Here is a 15,609-nt window from a genome sequence, read left to right as displayed (position 1 = left end):
GCCCCCAATCTTTCACCCAGCGCGGACTGACGACCGTGTCTTCATTATTTGCGAGTATACAGATAATCCTCCACCCTTGGGGCCTTCCACCACTTCGCGCCTACTACCACATTTTCATTACATTGATCTGAAAGTGCATAGAAAAATGAACCCACAACGGCGTGGCCAAAACTTCGCTTGTCGCTCCATCCCGTGCAACAATAGTTGGCCATCCAGGCGGCCAATCGTGTTCCAATCATGCTCGGGGATATCGGGGAATCTTCCCAGAACAGGCCATAGCCAGCGCCCATTGGCCTCCAGATCATACGCTGCCGCGACCACCGCGAGCCCGAATTCTCCCCTCTGCACTCGCGATGCCCTGCCCTCTACTGGCCGAGAAATCGCCTTAGCGATCGCAGATTGAACAATGTCCGAACCCTGCTTAGAGCAGTCTAAAGGACGTCTCGTAACTCGGTGAAAGCGCTGTCTGGCAACGGTGCTGGTGTCACCCGGCGAGGATGATGTTGTGGAGGTGGGCGATGCCGGATGCGGTGCCGGTCATGGTCGGCGGCGAGCTACCAGGAGGAGAAGCCCGGAGGCCACGATGCTTCCTGCCGCAGTCCACCGCATGATGTCTTCGATGGCCCCCGTGAGCCCCACACTTCTCGACTGGATGTCGATCAGTGTCGCCGCGGCCGCTACCGCGAGGCCGGAGACCCCGATAACGATCGCGAGGGTGACACCGGACGCTTCGCCCACCAGTTCCCGGGCGACAACCGACTGCGTGCCGATGTTGGACATCGCGTACCCCACGCCGTAGCTGAATCCGAACAACGCGAGGCCGGGCAGGTAGGTTTCGAAACCACCCCCGAGGGAGACCACGAACAGGCCAATCCCACCGGTCACCGCAGTGACACCCATCACTACCGGAATGTTCAGGTGTTCGCCGAGGTGCCCTGAGATCGGACCGGCGATTCCGGTGGCCACCGAGGCGGCGAGAAGAATCAGACCCGCGGCGAGAGGCGAGCGGCCCTCCGCTTGTTGGAGATAGACCGTGCTACCGAACACTCCGATGACGAGAGCGAGGTTGGCGACCGTCCCCATCAGGGTCACCATGACGTAGGGACGGTTGCGAAACAGTTCAAGTTTGACCAAGGGATACTTCGCCAACCGCTCGCGCTGCACGAACGCCGCCAGAACCAGCAGCCCGACCACGGCGATCCCGGCCGTGGCGAGGGGCTGCCAGGTGCTCGCCAGGTCCACCGCGAGCGTGACCAGGGCGATCCCAGCCGCCACCAGGGCCAGGCCGGGCAGGTCGATCGACCGCGGCACCGTAGGGTCGCGCGATTCACGCACGCCAGCGGCGACGATCGCGATGGCGATAATGCTCAACGGTACGTTCACGAGCAGCACGACCCGCCAGACGACCAGCTCTGTTATCCCACCGCCGAAGGGAGGGCCGAGCGCCATCGACACGGCGCCGATGCCGTAGGCGTAGCCGATCGCCCGTTTCACCCGCTCCGCGGGAAAAGCATTCGTGACGATGGCGATGGCGAGCGGGAAGATGATGGCGGAGCCGACTCCCTGGACGGTCCGGAAGGCGATGACAGTCCCCGCGTTGGGGGCCAGGGCGGCACCCAGGGAACTCAGGCCGAAAATCACGAGTCCGACCACGAGAATGCGTCGGCGGCCAAGGATGTCGCCGAGCCGTCCGCCAGGAATCAGGAACGCCGCCAGGGAGAGCATGTAGGCGCTGATCACCCACTGCAGGTTGGTGGGAGACGTGCGCAGCTCCGACGCCATCTTCGGTAGCGCGAGGTTGAGCGCGAAGAAGTCGAGCTGCACCAGGAAGATGCAGAAGGACGCCGCTACCAACGTCAGCTTGGCCTGCGCTGCGGCTCCGTGAGGTGAGGCACTCCCGGCCAGGTGACGAAAGTGGTGCAGGCGAAGTAGCACGGGTTTTCCTCACGTTGCGAAGTGGTCCGATGCCCGAGGTGCACCGTAGGCACGTCTCGCACTGTCACACACCAGCCCCGGCTGGTCCGGGTGATTCCCGGTAATCGCCGAGCGTCCACGCTCGGCGCCAGCGGCCACGTCCTCACGGTCGCCGTCCAGAGCAGTGCGGTAATGGACTAGACCGCCGCGCCGAAGCCTGAGGTGGGACCGGGCGGCCCTTTGGGGGACGCCGCCCCGCGCCGATCCGGGCGCCCAGCCACAGCCCGCCCAGCAGGACAACCGCGAAGACGGGCAGCCAGCGGAGGCGGGCGAGGACCCACCACCACGTGTCGGGCGCGGTGTGCAGTCCGGGCAGTGGGGCGGAGCCCAAGGCGAAGAGGGTCACCGCCACCAACGCGGTCTGGTGCCACAAGAAGATCCGCATGGCCGACAGGTTCGTCGCGCCCACGACAGCCCAGACCAGCGGGCGGCGGGCGAGCCGGGTCAGCGGGCCACGTAGCAGCAGGGCGAGTACCCGTCGTGGCCTTCGGCGCCCGTGACGTCCAGGGTCCGCGCGCCGAACGAGGGCCGGCTCGGATCCACCCCGTGACCGAGGCCAAGGACCCGCACCTCGGGGATACGCCGGGTCCAGTCATCGTCGGCGCTGCCCACCCAGAGCCGCGCCTCGGTATCCAGCTGTTCGGCCGCACCGACATCGAGCCCGGGGCTTCCCAGCGCCACGAGGTCGGTGACCTGAACGGGCAGCCGGGCCGCGGCGTAGGCGAGGACCAGGGAGCCGTAGCTGTGCCCGATCACCGTTATCGCCGCGTCCGGCCGGGCCGTGGCGAGCTGCCCGACGTACTCGGTCAGGGCGGTCGCTCCAGCCATCGCGCGCTCCGACCGGATCGCGGCGAGGTCGAGGCCGCCGGGCGGCACGTAGCCGAGCCAGGCCACCACCGCGACCCGCCCGCCACACACGGCATGCAGCTGCCGGGCCTGCCAGTGCGGCGAGCGCCGCAGCACGCCCCCGTGCCCCCGGTCAAAATTCTCCGGTGTGGTGGCCGCACCGGGCACCAGCACGACAATCTGATCGGCCCCATCCAGATCACCCACGGTCCGCACCACTGGCGCGCCGATCGCCGCCGGGCTCGGGGCCGGGCAGGCGGCGGCCAGCAGCACCGCGACGAGCAGCCGCAACAACCATCGCCTCATGGCAGCGACGCTAGGTAGGGGCGGCGCTCGGCAGCGTCACCCGCGAGCGCCAACCCGGACCGGCACCCCGGTACTACTCCCCCGGGTTGATCATGCCGCTCTCGTAGGCGTAGACCACCGCCTGCGCCCGGTCTCGTAGGTTCAGCTTCATCAGCACGCGGCTGACGTGAGTCTTCACGGTCTGCTGGGCGAGCACCAAATCCGCCGCGATCTCCTGGTTTGACAGTCCGCGCGCGATCAGCCGCAGCACCTCTGCCTCGCGCCGGGTGAGGGTGTTGATCGAATCCGGTTCGGCTCGGCGCGGCCGCGCGCGGCTCGCGTAGTCCGCGATGAGCCGCCGGGTCACCGAGGGAGCGAGTAGCGCCTCACCCGCGGCCACCACCCGCACCGCATGCATGAGGTCGGCGGCCGGCGCGTCCTTCAGCAGGAACCCGCTCGCTCCGGCCCGCAGCGCCTCGAACACGTAGTCGTCCAGGTCGAAGGTGGTCAGGATGAGCACCCGCGGCCGACGCCCACCAGGGGGCACCTCCAGGATCTGACGCGTTGCGGTCAACCCATCCATTGTCGGCATCCGGATGTCCATCAGGATGACGTCGGGGTCGTGCCGGCGCGCTGCGGCGACCGCCTGCTCACCGTCGGCGGCGTCCGCCACCACCACCATGTCCTCCTGGGCGGTGAGCAACGCCCCGAACCCCTCCCGGACCATCGCCTGGTCGTCAACGAGCAACACCTTGATCATGACTGACTCTCCAGGGGCAACGTCGCCCGCACCTCGAATCCACCGTCGTCGGTCTGGTCGGCGCGCAGGCTGCCGTGCAGCATGGCCACCCGCTCGCGCATCCCGAGCAGGCCGTGGCTGCCGCTCGCGCCGGTCACGGCGGCGACCGGCGGGGGCACCGGGTGGCCGCGGGGGTCCACCGTGACCGCGTTGCGGACCCGGATGATCAACTCATGCCGATTCCGGTGCAGGGTGAGGTCAGTGGCCGCACCCGGAGCATGGCGCGCCACATTGGAGAGCGCCTCCTGCACGATCCGGTAGGCGGAGAGCCCCACCGAGTCCGGCACACCGGTGAGCACACCCTGCACCGACACCGTGACCGGGGTTCCGGCTGCCCGCGCGCCCGCCACGAGGGCATCCAGCTCCGCGAGGCTGGGCTGAGGCGTTTTCAACGGCTGCTCCGGTGGGGCACGCAGTACGCCCAGCAGCCGCCGCATCTCGGTGAGCGCCTCCCGGGATGACTCCGCGATCTCGGTGAACTCCGCGCGCGCCGCCGGCGACAGCTCGTTCAGGCGGTAGGCAGCGGTCTCCGACCGCACCGCGATGAGGGACATGTGGTGCGCGACGACATCATGCAGCTCCCGTGCGATGCGCGTCCGCTCGGTCAGCATCGCACCCCGTTCCTGCTCGACGACCAGGCCGGCGCGCGCCTGCGCCCACCGGCCCAGCAGGTGGCCCACCCCCAGGACGCCGCTGACCAGCAACATGCTGCCGTAGCCGACGCCCGGGTCGAGAAACGCCAGCGACATCGCGATGCTGAACACCCAGACCCAGAACAGCACCCCCAGCGGATGGCGGTAGCCGACCACGACGAGCACACCGAGGTAGACCAGGATCAGCACCGGATTGCCGGGCCAGGGGGCAGCGGCTTCGTGCAGTCCGTTGACGCCACTGACCAGGGTGGCTACCGCTGCCACCCGCCACGCCAGCAGCGCCCGGCGGGGCAGCAGGGCCACCGGCGCCGCGGTCAGGGCGGCGAGGAGGATCGTGTCGAGTCTGCCGACCTGGTACGGCGCGAGGGCCGCCATCGCGAGGAGCCACAGGAGGAACGCGACCACCGGCGCCAACACCCGCAGCTGCGGGCGCAGCCGCGCCAACCGACGAGCCCGGCCCGACGCGGCAGCGTCCCCCGGCTTCGGGTCGTGGCCGGTGGCGACTGCCCGCACCAAGTCACGCAGCGCTGCGGTTACCGGCATCCGGTCAGGGTACTGTCACGCTCCGGCCGGGTGGGGACAAGACAGTCTGGATCCAGGGCGCAGCCCCACGGCCCCCGAAGAAACACCCGCAGCAGGCACCCCTTCCAGCACGAAACTCTCCGTTCCGCGGGTTACAGTCCGCTGTCGTCAACGACGACTCGCACCGGGAAGGAGGGCGGCTGTTGAAGGTCACCGTCATCGGGTCGGGGCACCTGGGCGCAACCCACGCCGCCGGGATGGCCGACATCGGGCATGAGGTCATCGGGGTCGACATCGACCCGGAGAAGGTCGAGACGTTGAACGCCGGGCGGGGCTGGTTTCACGAACCGGAACTCGATGTGCTGCTGGCCCGCAATCTCGACACCGGAAGACTTCGCTTCACCACCGACTTCGCGGCGGCGGCCGCCTTCGGCGATGTGCACTTCCTCGCGGTCGGCACCCCCTCCGGCCTGGACGGCACCTACGACCTGACCCAGATCAGCGCGGCGATCGAGCGACTGGCCCCGCACCTCCAGCGCCCCTGCCTGATCGTCGGCAAGTCCACCGTCTCGCCCGGCACCGCCGAGGTGGTCGAGGCCCAGGCCCGGAAGCTCTCCCCCGCCGGTGACGACGTTCAGGTGGCGTGGAACCCCGAGTTCCTCCGCGAAGGCACCGCGGTGGCCGACACCCTGACCCCGGACCGGATCGTCCTCGGCGTCGCCTCGACCGAGGCCGAGGAGACCCTACGACTGCTGTACGCGCCGATCACCAGCGGCCACGGCTGCCCGCTCGTGGTCACTGACCGGATAACCGCCGAGATGGTCAAGGCCACCGCCAACGCCTACCTGGCCACCCGAATCTCGTTCGTCAACGCCGTCGCCGAGATGTGCGCGGTGGTAGGGGCGAACGTCGCCGAGTTGGCCGACGCCATCGGCCACGACGCGCGCATCGGGCACCAGTACCTGCAGCCCGGCCTCGGCTTCGGCGGCGGTTGCCTCCCCAAGGATCTGCACGCCTTCACCGCCCAGGCCGAGCGGGGCGGCGTGACGGCCGCCGCCGAGTTTCTGCGCGGCGTGGACGGGATGAATCTGCACATGCGTACCCGCGCCGTCGCGCTGGCCACCGCCGCGCTCAACGGCGAGGTGCGGGGACGGCGGATCGCGCTGTGGGGTGCGGCCTTCAAACCCGGCATCGACGACGTGCGTGACTCCCCCGCGCTCGACGTCGCCGTCCGGCTCCACGCCGCCGGGGCGCAGGTCACCGCGTACGACCCACAGGGGCTGGCGATGGCCCGGCAGTCCGCGCCGCAGCTGAGCTACGCCGCGACGGCGGCCGAGGCGGCCATCGACGCCGAGCTGATCGTGGTCGGCACCGGCTGGCCCGAATTCGGCGCCCTCGACCCCCACCTGGTCGCCGACGGTGTGGCGCGACGAGTGTTGCTGGACACTCGTGGCGTGATCTCCGGTCCCCGCTGGCGAGCCGCGGGATGGACGGTGCATGGGCTCGGCTACCAGTCCTGACCCGTGCGACCCCACCGGGTCCCGGACGCTGATCGGGCGGGGCCTCAGTCGAGACAGAACTCGTTGCCCTCGACGTCCTGCATCACCAGGCACGACTCGTTGTAGCCGTCGGCGGGCAGGAGTTGCACCCGCACCGCGCCGAGCGCGACCAGCCGGGCGCACTCGGCCTCGAGGGCGGCCACCCGCTCGGCACCGACGAGCCCGGTTCCGACCCGCACGTCGAGGTGCAGCCGATTCTTCACCGTCTTCCCCTCCGGAACGCGCTGAAAGAACAGCCGCGGCCCCACACCAGCGGGATCGGCGCAGGCGAACGCCGAACCCTGCCGTTCCGGTGGGAATGTACGTTCGAAGTCGTCCCAGGTGGCGAAGCCCGTGGGAGGCGGCGGCACGACGTATCCCAGCGCCTCGCACCAGAACCGTGCCACCCGCTCCGGCTGCGCGCAGTCGAAGGTGATTTGGACCTGCTTGACCGATGGCATCAGCCCACCGTAGGCGTCGGGTGGCGATGCCGCGACCCCATTTCCGCGGCGGCGCTACCGTGGCAGAAGAGCAAGAAAGACCCCTGCCGCCCCGCCCGGCGTGCCGCCATCCCGGTGGGTCTGGCGCTCACCCCGGAGACCGGGTGAGCAGCACAACCTCGTGCCCCTGGGCGGGTCACCGTCCGATCCAGGACGGTGCCGACCTGAGCAGTCCCACCGGGAGTGACGACCTGCACACCTCCTCCTCAGCCGGCCCGCTCGGCGTTGCTGCGTAACACACAGAACTCGTTGCCCTCCGGGTCGGCCAACACCACCCATCCGGTGCCGTCAGGGTTTCGGTGGTCGCTGACGAGCGTCGCGCCCAACGCCATGACCCGCTCGGTCTCCTCGTCCCGCTTGAGCTCGGGGGTGAGGCAGACATGGACCCGGTTCTTTCCGGCCTTACTCTCCGGCACCCGCTGGAAGTACAGGCTCGACCCCCCGACCGCATCGAGGTACGCCTCTTCCAGGCCCGGCGCACACTCGGCGGCGATCGGCTGATCCAGCACCTGGCTCCAGAAGGTGGCGAGCTGGTACGGGTCAACGGCGTCGAAACAGACGTTACGCACAGATGTCGGCATAGGAGGTTGCTACCCCGTTCCCGGTCCGTCGATCAACCGTATTACGCCGACGGGGTGCCGAACCATCGCCGCAGCTGGGTGCGCAGCTCCTCCTGATCGTCGCCAACCCACGCCACGTGGCCGTCCGGCCGCAGCAGCAGCGCGGGCACGTCCACTTCGGTACTGACGTCCACCACGTGGTCGACCCGGTCGGCCCAGCCGGCCACCGAAAGCCGACCGGTCTGGTCGAGCACCATTCCCCGACCACGGTGCATCAGGCCGTAGAGACGCCCCTGCTTCAGCTCCACATCGCGCAACCGCCGGCCGAGCAGGTGGTGCCCCTCGCCGAAGTCGTACCGGACCGAGATCGCGGTGACCTTCTCGATCAGGTAGCGGTTCACCTCCTCGAAGTCCATCAGCTCCGCCACCACCGCGCGCACGGCCTGGGGGCCCGGTTCGAGGGTGATCAGCTCCGTCTGCGCGCGGGTGTTCTCCAGTACGGCGGCGGCCACCGGGTGCCGCTCCGCCTGGTAACTGTCCAGCAGCCCGCTCGGCGCCCAGCCACCGATCTCCGCGGCGAGCTTCCAGCCGAGGTTGAAGGCATCCTGGATGCCGAGGTTGAGACCCTGTCCACCCAGCGGCGGGTGGATGTGCGCGGCGTCGCCGGCCAGGAGCACCCGGCCGACCCGGTAACGCTCGGCGAGCCGGGTGGCGTCACCGAACCGGGACAGCCAGCGCGGTGAGTGCACACCGAAGTCGGTGCCGGCGGTCACCCGCAGCTGCTGCTGGAATTCCTCGAAGGTCGGCGGGGTCGTTCGGTCCTCGGCCACCCCGGCGGCGGGCACGACGACGCGGTACAGCCCGTCCCCGTCGCCAACCGGGCCGGCCCCGAACCGGAGCTGTGTCTTGCGGACCTCGGTCATCACCGCGGTGACCTCCTCCGGTGCCGCGGTCAGCTCCATGACGCCCAGCAACGTCTCGAACCGGGTGGGCTCGCCGGGGAAGTCCACGCCGAGCAGCTTGCGAACGGTGCTGCGGCCGCCGTCGCAGCCGACGAGGTAGCGGGAACGGAGCTTGGTGCCGTCGGCGAGTTCCGCGGTCACCGCTTCCCCGTCCTGGCTCAGGCCGACGAGTTCGGTGCCGCGGAGGATGTCCGCGCCGGCCTCGGCGGCGTGCTCGGCGAGGAGTCGTTCGGTGCTGGTCTGCGGGATACCGAGGATGTATCCGTGCGCGGTGTCCATGTTGTCCGGCCACGGCTTGGTGATGCCGGCGAAGTAGCCACCGATTCGGTACTGCTGGCCGTTCGCGAGAAAGCGCTCCAGCAGGCCGCGCTGGTCCATCACCTCGATACTGCGCACGTGCAGCCCGAGCGAGCGGACAATCACCGGCGGTTCGGTGTCGCGCTCCAGCACCACCACGTGCACTCCGTGCAGCCGCAGCTCACCGGCCAACATCATGCCGGTCGGCCCGCCCCCAACAATGATCACGTCAAACATGAAAACTGCCCCCATTCGTCGACACTTGTTTCGACCCAGCCCTCCACCGAATTGATGGCGCGAACCCGCGCACACGCGTGTGTCGCGAATCCCTGATTCCACAGGTACTGGCTTCGGGCGACGATTCTGCGGCAATAAGGGGGTCTTGCCGCAAGACCCCCTATGTGCTATATGTTAAGAGTGGCAGGGAGATGTGCACTGCCAAGTTTCACAGCGCACCCCCACATCGAAGTGCGCTGCCACCTCAGCGAGTAACGCCGGGACCCGGCCCATCTGCTGCCGGCAGCCGCACCGTCACCTCCAAGCCACCGCCCGGCTGCGCGATCGCCTGCACCACGCCACCATGCGCGTCGCAGACGGCCCGGACGATGGAGAGCCCCAGACCGGAGCCGCGGGCACCGGTCCGTTCCCGGCCGCCCCGCCGGAACGGCTCGAACAGCCCCGGCACATCGGCCTGGTCCACCTCGAAGCCGGTGTTGCCCACCACCAGCCAGGACCGCCGGCCATCCGACCCGGTCCGCACCCAGAGCCGGCCGTGCAGATGGTTGTAGCGCACCGCGTTCTCGACCAGGTTCCCGGCGAGCCGGTCAAGCAGCCCGGGGTCGCCGACCACCGGCGCTGGCTCGAGCGAGGTCTCCACCTGCAGACCGATCCGCCCCACCTCCCGGCGTACCGCCGTCAACGCGTTGGCGGTGCCGGCAGCCAGGTCGCACTCCGTCCGCCGGGCGAGGCGATGGCCGGCCTGCGCCTCGCTGCGGGCCAACACCAACAGCGCGTCCACCAGGCCGTTGGCCCGCTCCGAGGCGTCCCGCACAACAGTGGACATCCGGCGGTACTCGGCGGTGTCCGCCTCGTCGTCGCTGAGCGTCACGTCGATCTCGGTGCGCATCACGGCGAGCGGAGTGCGCAGCTCGTGCGAGGCGTTGGCGACGAAGCGCTTCTGCGCGTCGAAGGCGACCGCGATCCGGTCCAGCATCGCGTCAAAGGTCTGCGCCAGCTCGGCCACCTCGTCGTCCGCACCCGAGTAGCAGATGCGCTGATCCAGGGTGGTCTCGCCGAGCCGTCGAGCGGTGGCGGTGACCTGGTAGAGCGGGCGCAGCGCCCGGCCCGCGACCAGGTAGCCACCGACCACCCCGACCACGCTGATCGCCAGCAGCGCCGCCAACCCCTTGGCCAGCAGTTCCCGGCTCGCCGTGTCGCCCACCTGCCGTTGCCACTCGGCGGCGTCCAGGGAACGACCGTCGGCCAGCACCACCGTCGTCCCGGGAAGCAGCTCGTCGGTGGGGCGCAGCGCGTCGCGTACCAACAGCCAGGCCAGCAACACCATGATCACCCCGGCACCCACCAGCAGTAGCCCGTTGAGCAGGGTCAACCGCAGGCGCAGGGTGGGCCGCATGCCACGGCCGGCGGTCACGCCGCCGCCTCGGCCACGCGGTAGCCAGCGCCGACCACGGTCTCGATCAGCGGTGGGTCGCCGAGCTTACGGCGCAGCGTACGCACCGTCACCCGGACGATGGTCGTGAACGGGTCGGTGTTCGCGTCCCAGACCCGTTCCAGCAGCTCCTCGCTGGAGACCACCGCGCCACCGGCCTTGACCAGTTCATGCAGCACACCGAACTCCTTGTTGGTCAGGTCCAACGGCACGTCGGCCCGGGTGGCCGTCCGCCGAGCCGGGTCGAGTACCAGGTCGGCCACCGCCAGCACCGGCGGAGCCGCCGGGGTGGCACGGCGACCCAACGCCTGCACCCGGGCGACCAACTCGTCAAAGGCGAACGGCTTGGGCAGGTAGTCGTCCGCGCCCAACTGCAACCCCTCGACCCGGTCGGCGACCGTCCCGCTGGCCGTCAGCATCAGCACCCGGGTCAGGGTGCCGGAGGCGGCCAGCTCGGCACAGATCTGATCACCAGGCACGCCGGGAAGGTCCCGGTCGAGCACCACCACGTCATACCGGGTGACAAAGGCCATCTCGTGCCCGCTGTCACCGTCGTACGCGACATCCACCGCCATGCCGCGCTTGCGTAACCCCCGCGTGATCGCGTCGGCGAGGTTGCGTTCGTCCTCGACAACCAGTACCCGCATCCCAGCCTCCTCGCGCCTGAAACTCCCCGACAACCTAGTGCTTCACCGCCAGCGACGAGTCGGTGCGCGACCGGGGGGGGGTGGGACACCGCACGACCGGGACCGAACCACGCACGACCAGGGACGGGACAGCCCCGCGACCGAGAGTGACCGGGGCCGGCAGGTCCACCCCCGGGCCGCCTGTACGATGGCGCGTCGTGCCCGCGCCGATGGTTGACTCCGTGCCAGAGACCAGCGCCGCCACGTCCACTGTGGCAAAAACGCCGACCCGGCGTTCCCGCTGGCGTCCCGCCCGCGCCGACGTCCTGGCCATCGGCGTTTATTTGGCCCTCGGCGTCCTGGTCTGCCTCAACCACTGGGGAGACATCCCCAACCGGGTCTCCGCCCACCTGCCGACCGACCACAGCTGGTTCGAGTGGCTCTTCGCGCACGGGGCGTACTCGGTGTGGCACCTGGAGAACCCGCTCTTCAGCACCCGGCAGAACGCGCCGGTCGGGGTGAACATGATGGCGAACACCTCACTACTCGGGGTGACCCTGCCGCTGGCACCGCTGACCATGCTGGTCGGCCCCCAGGTGACGTACGTGCTGTACCTCGGCGCCGCGCTGGCCGCCACCGCCGGCACCTCCTACTGGGTCCTCTCCCGGCACCTGGTGCGCTCCCGGGCCGCCGCGTTCGTCGGCGGCGCGTTCCTGGGCTTCGCACCCGGCGTCGTGCACCACGCCAACGGCCAACCCAACTTCGCCTCCAACTTCCTGCTCCCGCTGATCGTGCTTCGCGTGCTGCGGCTCGGTGAGCCCGGCCGCTGGCGGCGCAACGGCATCCTGCTCGGCCTGCTGGTGGCGTACCAGATCTTCATCAACGAGGAGATGCTGCTGCTCACCGCGCTGGCCTGCCTCGTCGTCGTCGCCACGTACGCGGTGCTGCGGCCGGGGGCCGCCCGACGGCAGGTCGGCACCTTCGCCGCCGCCCTCGGCACCGGTGGCGGCCTGGCGCTGCTGCTCACCGCGTACCCGATCTGGTTCCAGTTCAACGGTCCGCAGTCCTACCGCGGCCTCCAGGGCGGCGTCTTCCACAGCTGGGGCGAGGACCTGAAGGCCTTCGTCACCTTCCCCCGGGACACCCTCGCCGGAGACCCGGCGGTGGAGCAGACGATCGGCGTGACCGAGCAGAACAGCTGGTTCGGCTGGCCGCTGGTGATCCTGGCCGTGGTGGCCCTTCTGCTGCTGGTCCGCCGCAGCCTGGTGGCGCGCATCCTGGCGGTGCTGACGGTGGTGTTCACGGTGGCCTCCCTCGGCCCGGCGATCCGCTTCGACGGCGTCGAGACCGACATCAACGGCCCGTGGGCGTACGTGTCGGAGGACCTGCCGCTGGTCGAGATGATGATGCCGACCCGGCTGAGCCTGATCGTGGCCGCCGCGATCGGGATCCTGCTCGCCGTCGCGTGGGACGCCGTCCCCGGGACCGGCCGGCCGCCGGTGCCCGCGCCACGCTCCGGCCGCTCCCCGGCGCCCACGCGGCGCTCCGGCCAGCCGCTGCGAATCCCGCTGCGGTGGCGACGCCCGGTCGGCTACGCGGCCATCACGCTGGCCCTGCTGCCGCTGATCCCCCGGCCGCTGCCGGTGGAGGCGGTGGCGGCCCCACCGCACTTCATCACCGCCGGCGGCTGGCGGCCGTACGTGCCCGAGGGGCGCACCCTGGTCCCGGTACCGATTCCGAGCAACGTGCACGGCCTGTCCACACTGCGCTGGAGTGCGCTTACCCAGCACGCGTTCCCCGTTCCCGGCGGGTACTTCATCGGCCCCAACGCGCAGGGGGACGGGATCTTCGGGGCGGACAGCCGGCCCACGACCCGACTCATCTACTCCACGATGGGCAAGAACGCCACGCCACACATCACCGACGTCGAGCGGCGGCAGGCGATCGAGGACCTGCGGTACTGGCGGGCCTCGGTGGTGGTGCTCGGCGCCCAGCCCCGGGAGGCGGTGCTGCGCGACCTGATGACCTCGCTGCTCGGCACACCGCAGCGGGTGGACGACGTCTGGCTCTGGGACGTCCGTCCCCTGGTCGACTAAGGCGTGCTTCACAAGTCCGGTCCGAGCCCACCCACAGGCGATGGTGATGGTCAGGGCGTCACTGCCCGCCCGCCGGGCACCTCGCTTGGCCCAGGCCATCTCGTCCGCAGTCATGAGATAGATGTCGAGGTTGGCGAGGAAGCCGGCGCACACGTTCCGTTGATCCTCTCGTTGCGCTGCTGCTCGCTCCGCTCGGGCAAGCTCCCGTTATATCGAAGCATAGAAGTCTTTGTCCCAGCAGTCCCGGCGAATGGCGGCGCCTCCGAAGCAGCACCGGCCGACTCCTTCGACCGAGAGCCCAGGGCCGGGTCGGAGCAGGGTGAACCTGGGGTCCCGGCGGCGGTGAGGTCTGGCCTCAGGCGGCCGGGTCCGGATCCGTCAACGCGCGGACGTCCCACATCCACACGTCCAGTTCACGCGTGCCCGGGCCGACCAGTTGCTCGACGGTCAGCCGCAGCGGCTCCGCGTGGTGCTGGTCCACCGGTAGGACCAGGATCGCGGCCCGCCAGTGCCGCAGGTCGTCCAGGGCCCGCCGGCGCTGCCGGTCGTCGAGTTGCCGCGTACGTCCGGTGCTGGCGACTTCGCTGAGCAGTTCTCCGAGCCCGCTGGGGCGGCCACCGAACCGCCCCGGGTCGCCGGTGTTGGCGTTGCGCGGCGCCAGGAAGTAGCCACCGGGAATCTTGAAGTCGAGGTTGACGGCGGCGGCCCAACGCATGCCGTGGGTGTTACCCATGCTCGGCACCGGAATGGGCACCAGCGTCTGGTCCTGCGCCACGTAGCCGCGCCACCGGTCGGCGGTGATGAATTCCGGCACCGCTGGTCGGGAGGTCACCGCCAGCGGCATGGGCGCGATCGGCAACAACGCCAGCGCCAGCCCGGCAGCGGTGCGCAGCCGCAGGGTGCGCCGGGGCAGCGGCAGCCTTCGGGACCGGTCAACCGCGAGCGTCAGCAGCAGCCCGACGGTGACGGTGGTGATGAGCCCGAACCGGGTCGGCACCACCGCGTCCAGCAGCGGCAGCCGAACCAGCCACTCCCACGGTCCCACCCCGATCTCCTGGTCCCACCACGAGATCCGCTCGCCGAGGGAGAGCACCGCGAAGAAGATCCCGGTCGCCGCGAGGGCCCGCACGACCACATCGTGGCGCAGCCACAGGACGATACCGACGGCGATCAGGGACAGGCTCCAGCCAAAGAAGGCGTTCTCCTCCGAGTAGTTCGGGGCGAGGCCGGTGTTGGCCGCGTCGTCCCCGCCCAGGGTGGGCGAGCCCGGGGCGACGAACGCGGCGATGTCGTTGCCGTAGTCCCGGACCGCGTCGCTCAGCCCGTGGTATGCCATCGGGCCGGCGAACTGCACGTAGAGCGGGTACGCCAGTAGCGCGCCCGCCACCACCGTGCAGGTGGCGAGCGACTTCGCCAACGGCCGCCACGCCGCCCGCCACAGTGGGGGCCGTTGCGCCAGCACAGCGGCGAGGAAGACTCCGCACGCCATCGCGGTGAAGAGCAGAATCTCCTCGTTGATGAACGCCTGCACGACAACCAGCAGGGCGAGCAGCAGGCCGTCCCGGTACGGACGCGGGGACCGGGTGATGACGAGCACCCGCCACACGATGAACGGCAGCAGGAACTGACTGATGATATTGGGATGCCAGTTGGCGTGCGACAGCATCGCCGGGGAGAACCCGCAGAACCATCCGCCGACCGCCGCCGCCAGTCGACTGCGCACGAGGTGCCGGCTGAGCACCACGTACCAGGCGGTCGCGGTGCCGGCGAGTCCGAGGGTGACCAGCAGCACGAAGGTCACCGCCGGGCCGAAGAGGAGCGTCACCGGCACCATCGGGATGCCCAGCGCGAGGATGGCCGTGTTGGCCATCAGATTGACCCCGTCCGGGTAGTTGAACTGCTCGGTGAAGAACGGGAACTCCCCGTGGAGCACCACCCGCACCGAGTGCGCCAGGAAGAACTGCACCTGCGCCGGGTCACTGCTGTAGAGCGCGGCCACCCGGCCGCTCGGGTCGACCCAGATCTGACTGGTCACCCAGAGCGCGGCGAGCAGGAACCCGCCAACCACCACCGAGTGCTGCCGTCGGGGCGTCCACGACGGCAGCCGGAGCCGACGGCGACCGGGGGCCGTCACCGGAGGGCTGGGCCTTGGCTTCCGGTCCCCCGCAGCGACACCGTTCAGCGGGAAGGCACCCGCGCTGTGGAGATCGACCGGCTCGGACGTGGCCACGGTGGCGCGGTCGGCGCGGGTGTCAGCAGGCGTCACAATCGGCGGAGTCTAC

The 15,609-nt window shown here is 69.9% G+C and carries 12 protein-coding genes and 1 pseudogene; 2 read left to right on the top strand and 11 right to left on the bottom strand.

From position 1 onward, the window contains the following. Nucleotides 1–537: 537 nt before the first annotated feature. The 5 genes and pseudogenes from AC1UKG_RS19090 to AC1UKG_RS19070 form a co-directional block, all read right to left on the bottom strand. Nucleotides 538–1,935, bottom strand: a complete 1,398-nt coding sequence (locus AC1UKG_RS19090) for an MFS transporter (RefSeq protein WP_018814833.1) — start codon at nt 1,933–1,935, stop codon at nt 538–540. A 142-nt stretch (nt 1,936–2,077) separates the two neighbouring features. Further along, nucleotides 2,078–2,446, bottom strand: a pseudogene (locus AC1UKG_RS19085) (acyltransferase family protein); the annotation flags it as partial. Further along, a complete protein-coding gene (locus AC1UKG_RS19080; RefSeq protein ID WP_482642211.1) occupies nt 2,419–3,126 on the bottom strand; it encodes an alpha/beta hydrolase in 708 nt (235 codons plus the stop codon). The pseudogene AC1UKG_RS19085 and the gene AC1UKG_RS19080, both read right to left, overlap by 28 nt. A gap of 73 nt (nt 3,127–3,199) precedes the next feature. Beyond that, nucleotides 3,200–3,865, bottom strand: coding sequence for a response regulator transcription factor (locus AC1UKG_RS19075; RefSeq protein ID WP_018745447.1), 666 nt, complete (start codon nt 3,863–3,865; stop codon nt 3,200–3,202). After that, complete coding sequence (locus tag AC1UKG_RS19070) at nt 3,862–5,100, bottom strand: sensor histidine kinase (RefSeq protein ID WP_482642212.1); 1,239 nt, start codon at nt 5,098–5,100, stop codon at nt 3,862–3,864. The genes AC1UKG_RS19075 and AC1UKG_RS19070 overlap by 4 nt, the downstream gene beginning before the upstream one ends. 182 nt (nt 5,101–5,282) lie before the next feature. Between AC1UKG_RS19070 and AC1UKG_RS19065 the strand changes: the two genes are divergently transcribed. Next, a complete protein-coding gene (locus AC1UKG_RS19065) occupies nt 5,283–6,599 on the top strand; it encodes a UDP-glucose dehydrogenase family protein (RefSeq protein WP_482642213.1) in 1,317 nt (438 codons plus the stop codon). Nucleotides 6,600–6,643: 44 nt separating this feature from the next. Here the strand turns inward: AC1UKG_RS19065 and AC1UKG_RS19060 are convergent, their stop codons facing one another. The 5 genes from AC1UKG_RS19060 to AC1UKG_RS19040 form a co-directional block, all read right to left on the bottom strand. After that, complete coding sequence (locus AC1UKG_RS19060; RefSeq protein ID WP_018814837.1) at nt 6,644–7,078, bottom strand: VOC family protein; 435 nt, start codon at nt 7,076–7,078, stop codon at nt 6,644–6,646. 245 nt (nt 7,079–7,323) lie between these two features. Beyond that, the gene (locus tag AC1UKG_RS19055; RefSeq protein ID WP_018737520.1) at nt 7,324–7,698 is read right to left on the bottom strand and encodes a VOC family protein; all 375 of its coding nucleotides are present in this window, start codon (nt 7,696–7,698) and stop codon (nt 7,324–7,326) included. Between the two features lie 41 nt (nt 7,699–7,739). Continuing rightward, on the bottom strand, nt 7,740–9,173 hold the full coding sequence (gene rox, locus AC1UKG_RS19050; protein ID WP_482642214.1) for a rifampin monooxygenase: 1,434 nt from the start codon (nt 9,171–9,173) through the stop codon (nt 7,740–7,742). 244 nt (nt 9,174–9,417) lie between these two features. After that, nucleotides 9,418–10,587 carry a sensor histidine kinase gene (locus AC1UKG_RS19045; protein WP_018745442.1) on the bottom strand — a complete coding sequence of 390 codons (1,170 nt, stop codon included), beginning with the start codon at nt 10,585–10,587 and terminating at the stop codon, nt 9,418–9,420. Beyond that, nucleotides 10,584–11,252, bottom strand: a complete 669-nt coding sequence (locus AC1UKG_RS19040) for a response regulator transcription factor (protein ID WP_018732683.1) — start codon at nt 11,250–11,252, stop codon at nt 10,584–10,586. The genes AC1UKG_RS19045 and AC1UKG_RS19040 overlap by 4 nt, the downstream gene beginning before the upstream one ends. Before the next feature lie 209 nt (nt 11,253–11,461). Between AC1UKG_RS19040 and AC1UKG_RS19035 the strand changes: the two genes are divergently transcribed. Further along, nucleotides 11,462–13,327 carry a DUF6311 domain-containing protein gene (locus AC1UKG_RS19035; protein WP_018814839.1) on the top strand — a complete coding sequence of 622 codons (1,866 nt, stop codon included), beginning with the start codon at nt 11,462–11,464 and terminating at the stop codon, nt 13,325–13,327. Between the two features lie 355 nt (nt 13,328–13,682). Here the strand turns inward: AC1UKG_RS19035 and AC1UKG_RS19030 are convergent, their stop codons facing one another. Further along, nucleotides 13,683–15,593, bottom strand: coding sequence for a DUF6311 domain-containing protein (locus tag AC1UKG_RS19030; protein WP_018814840.1), 1,911 nt, complete (start codon nt 15,591–15,593; stop codon nt 13,683–13,685). Nucleotides 15,594–15,609 lie beyond the last annotated feature (16 nt).

The sequence above is a fragment of the Salinispora sp. CH2A1_6 genome (genome assembly GCF_056820975.1).
The sequence above is the reverse complement of the archived record's forward strand: the minus strand, read 5'-3'. Positions and strand labels throughout refer to the sequence as shown.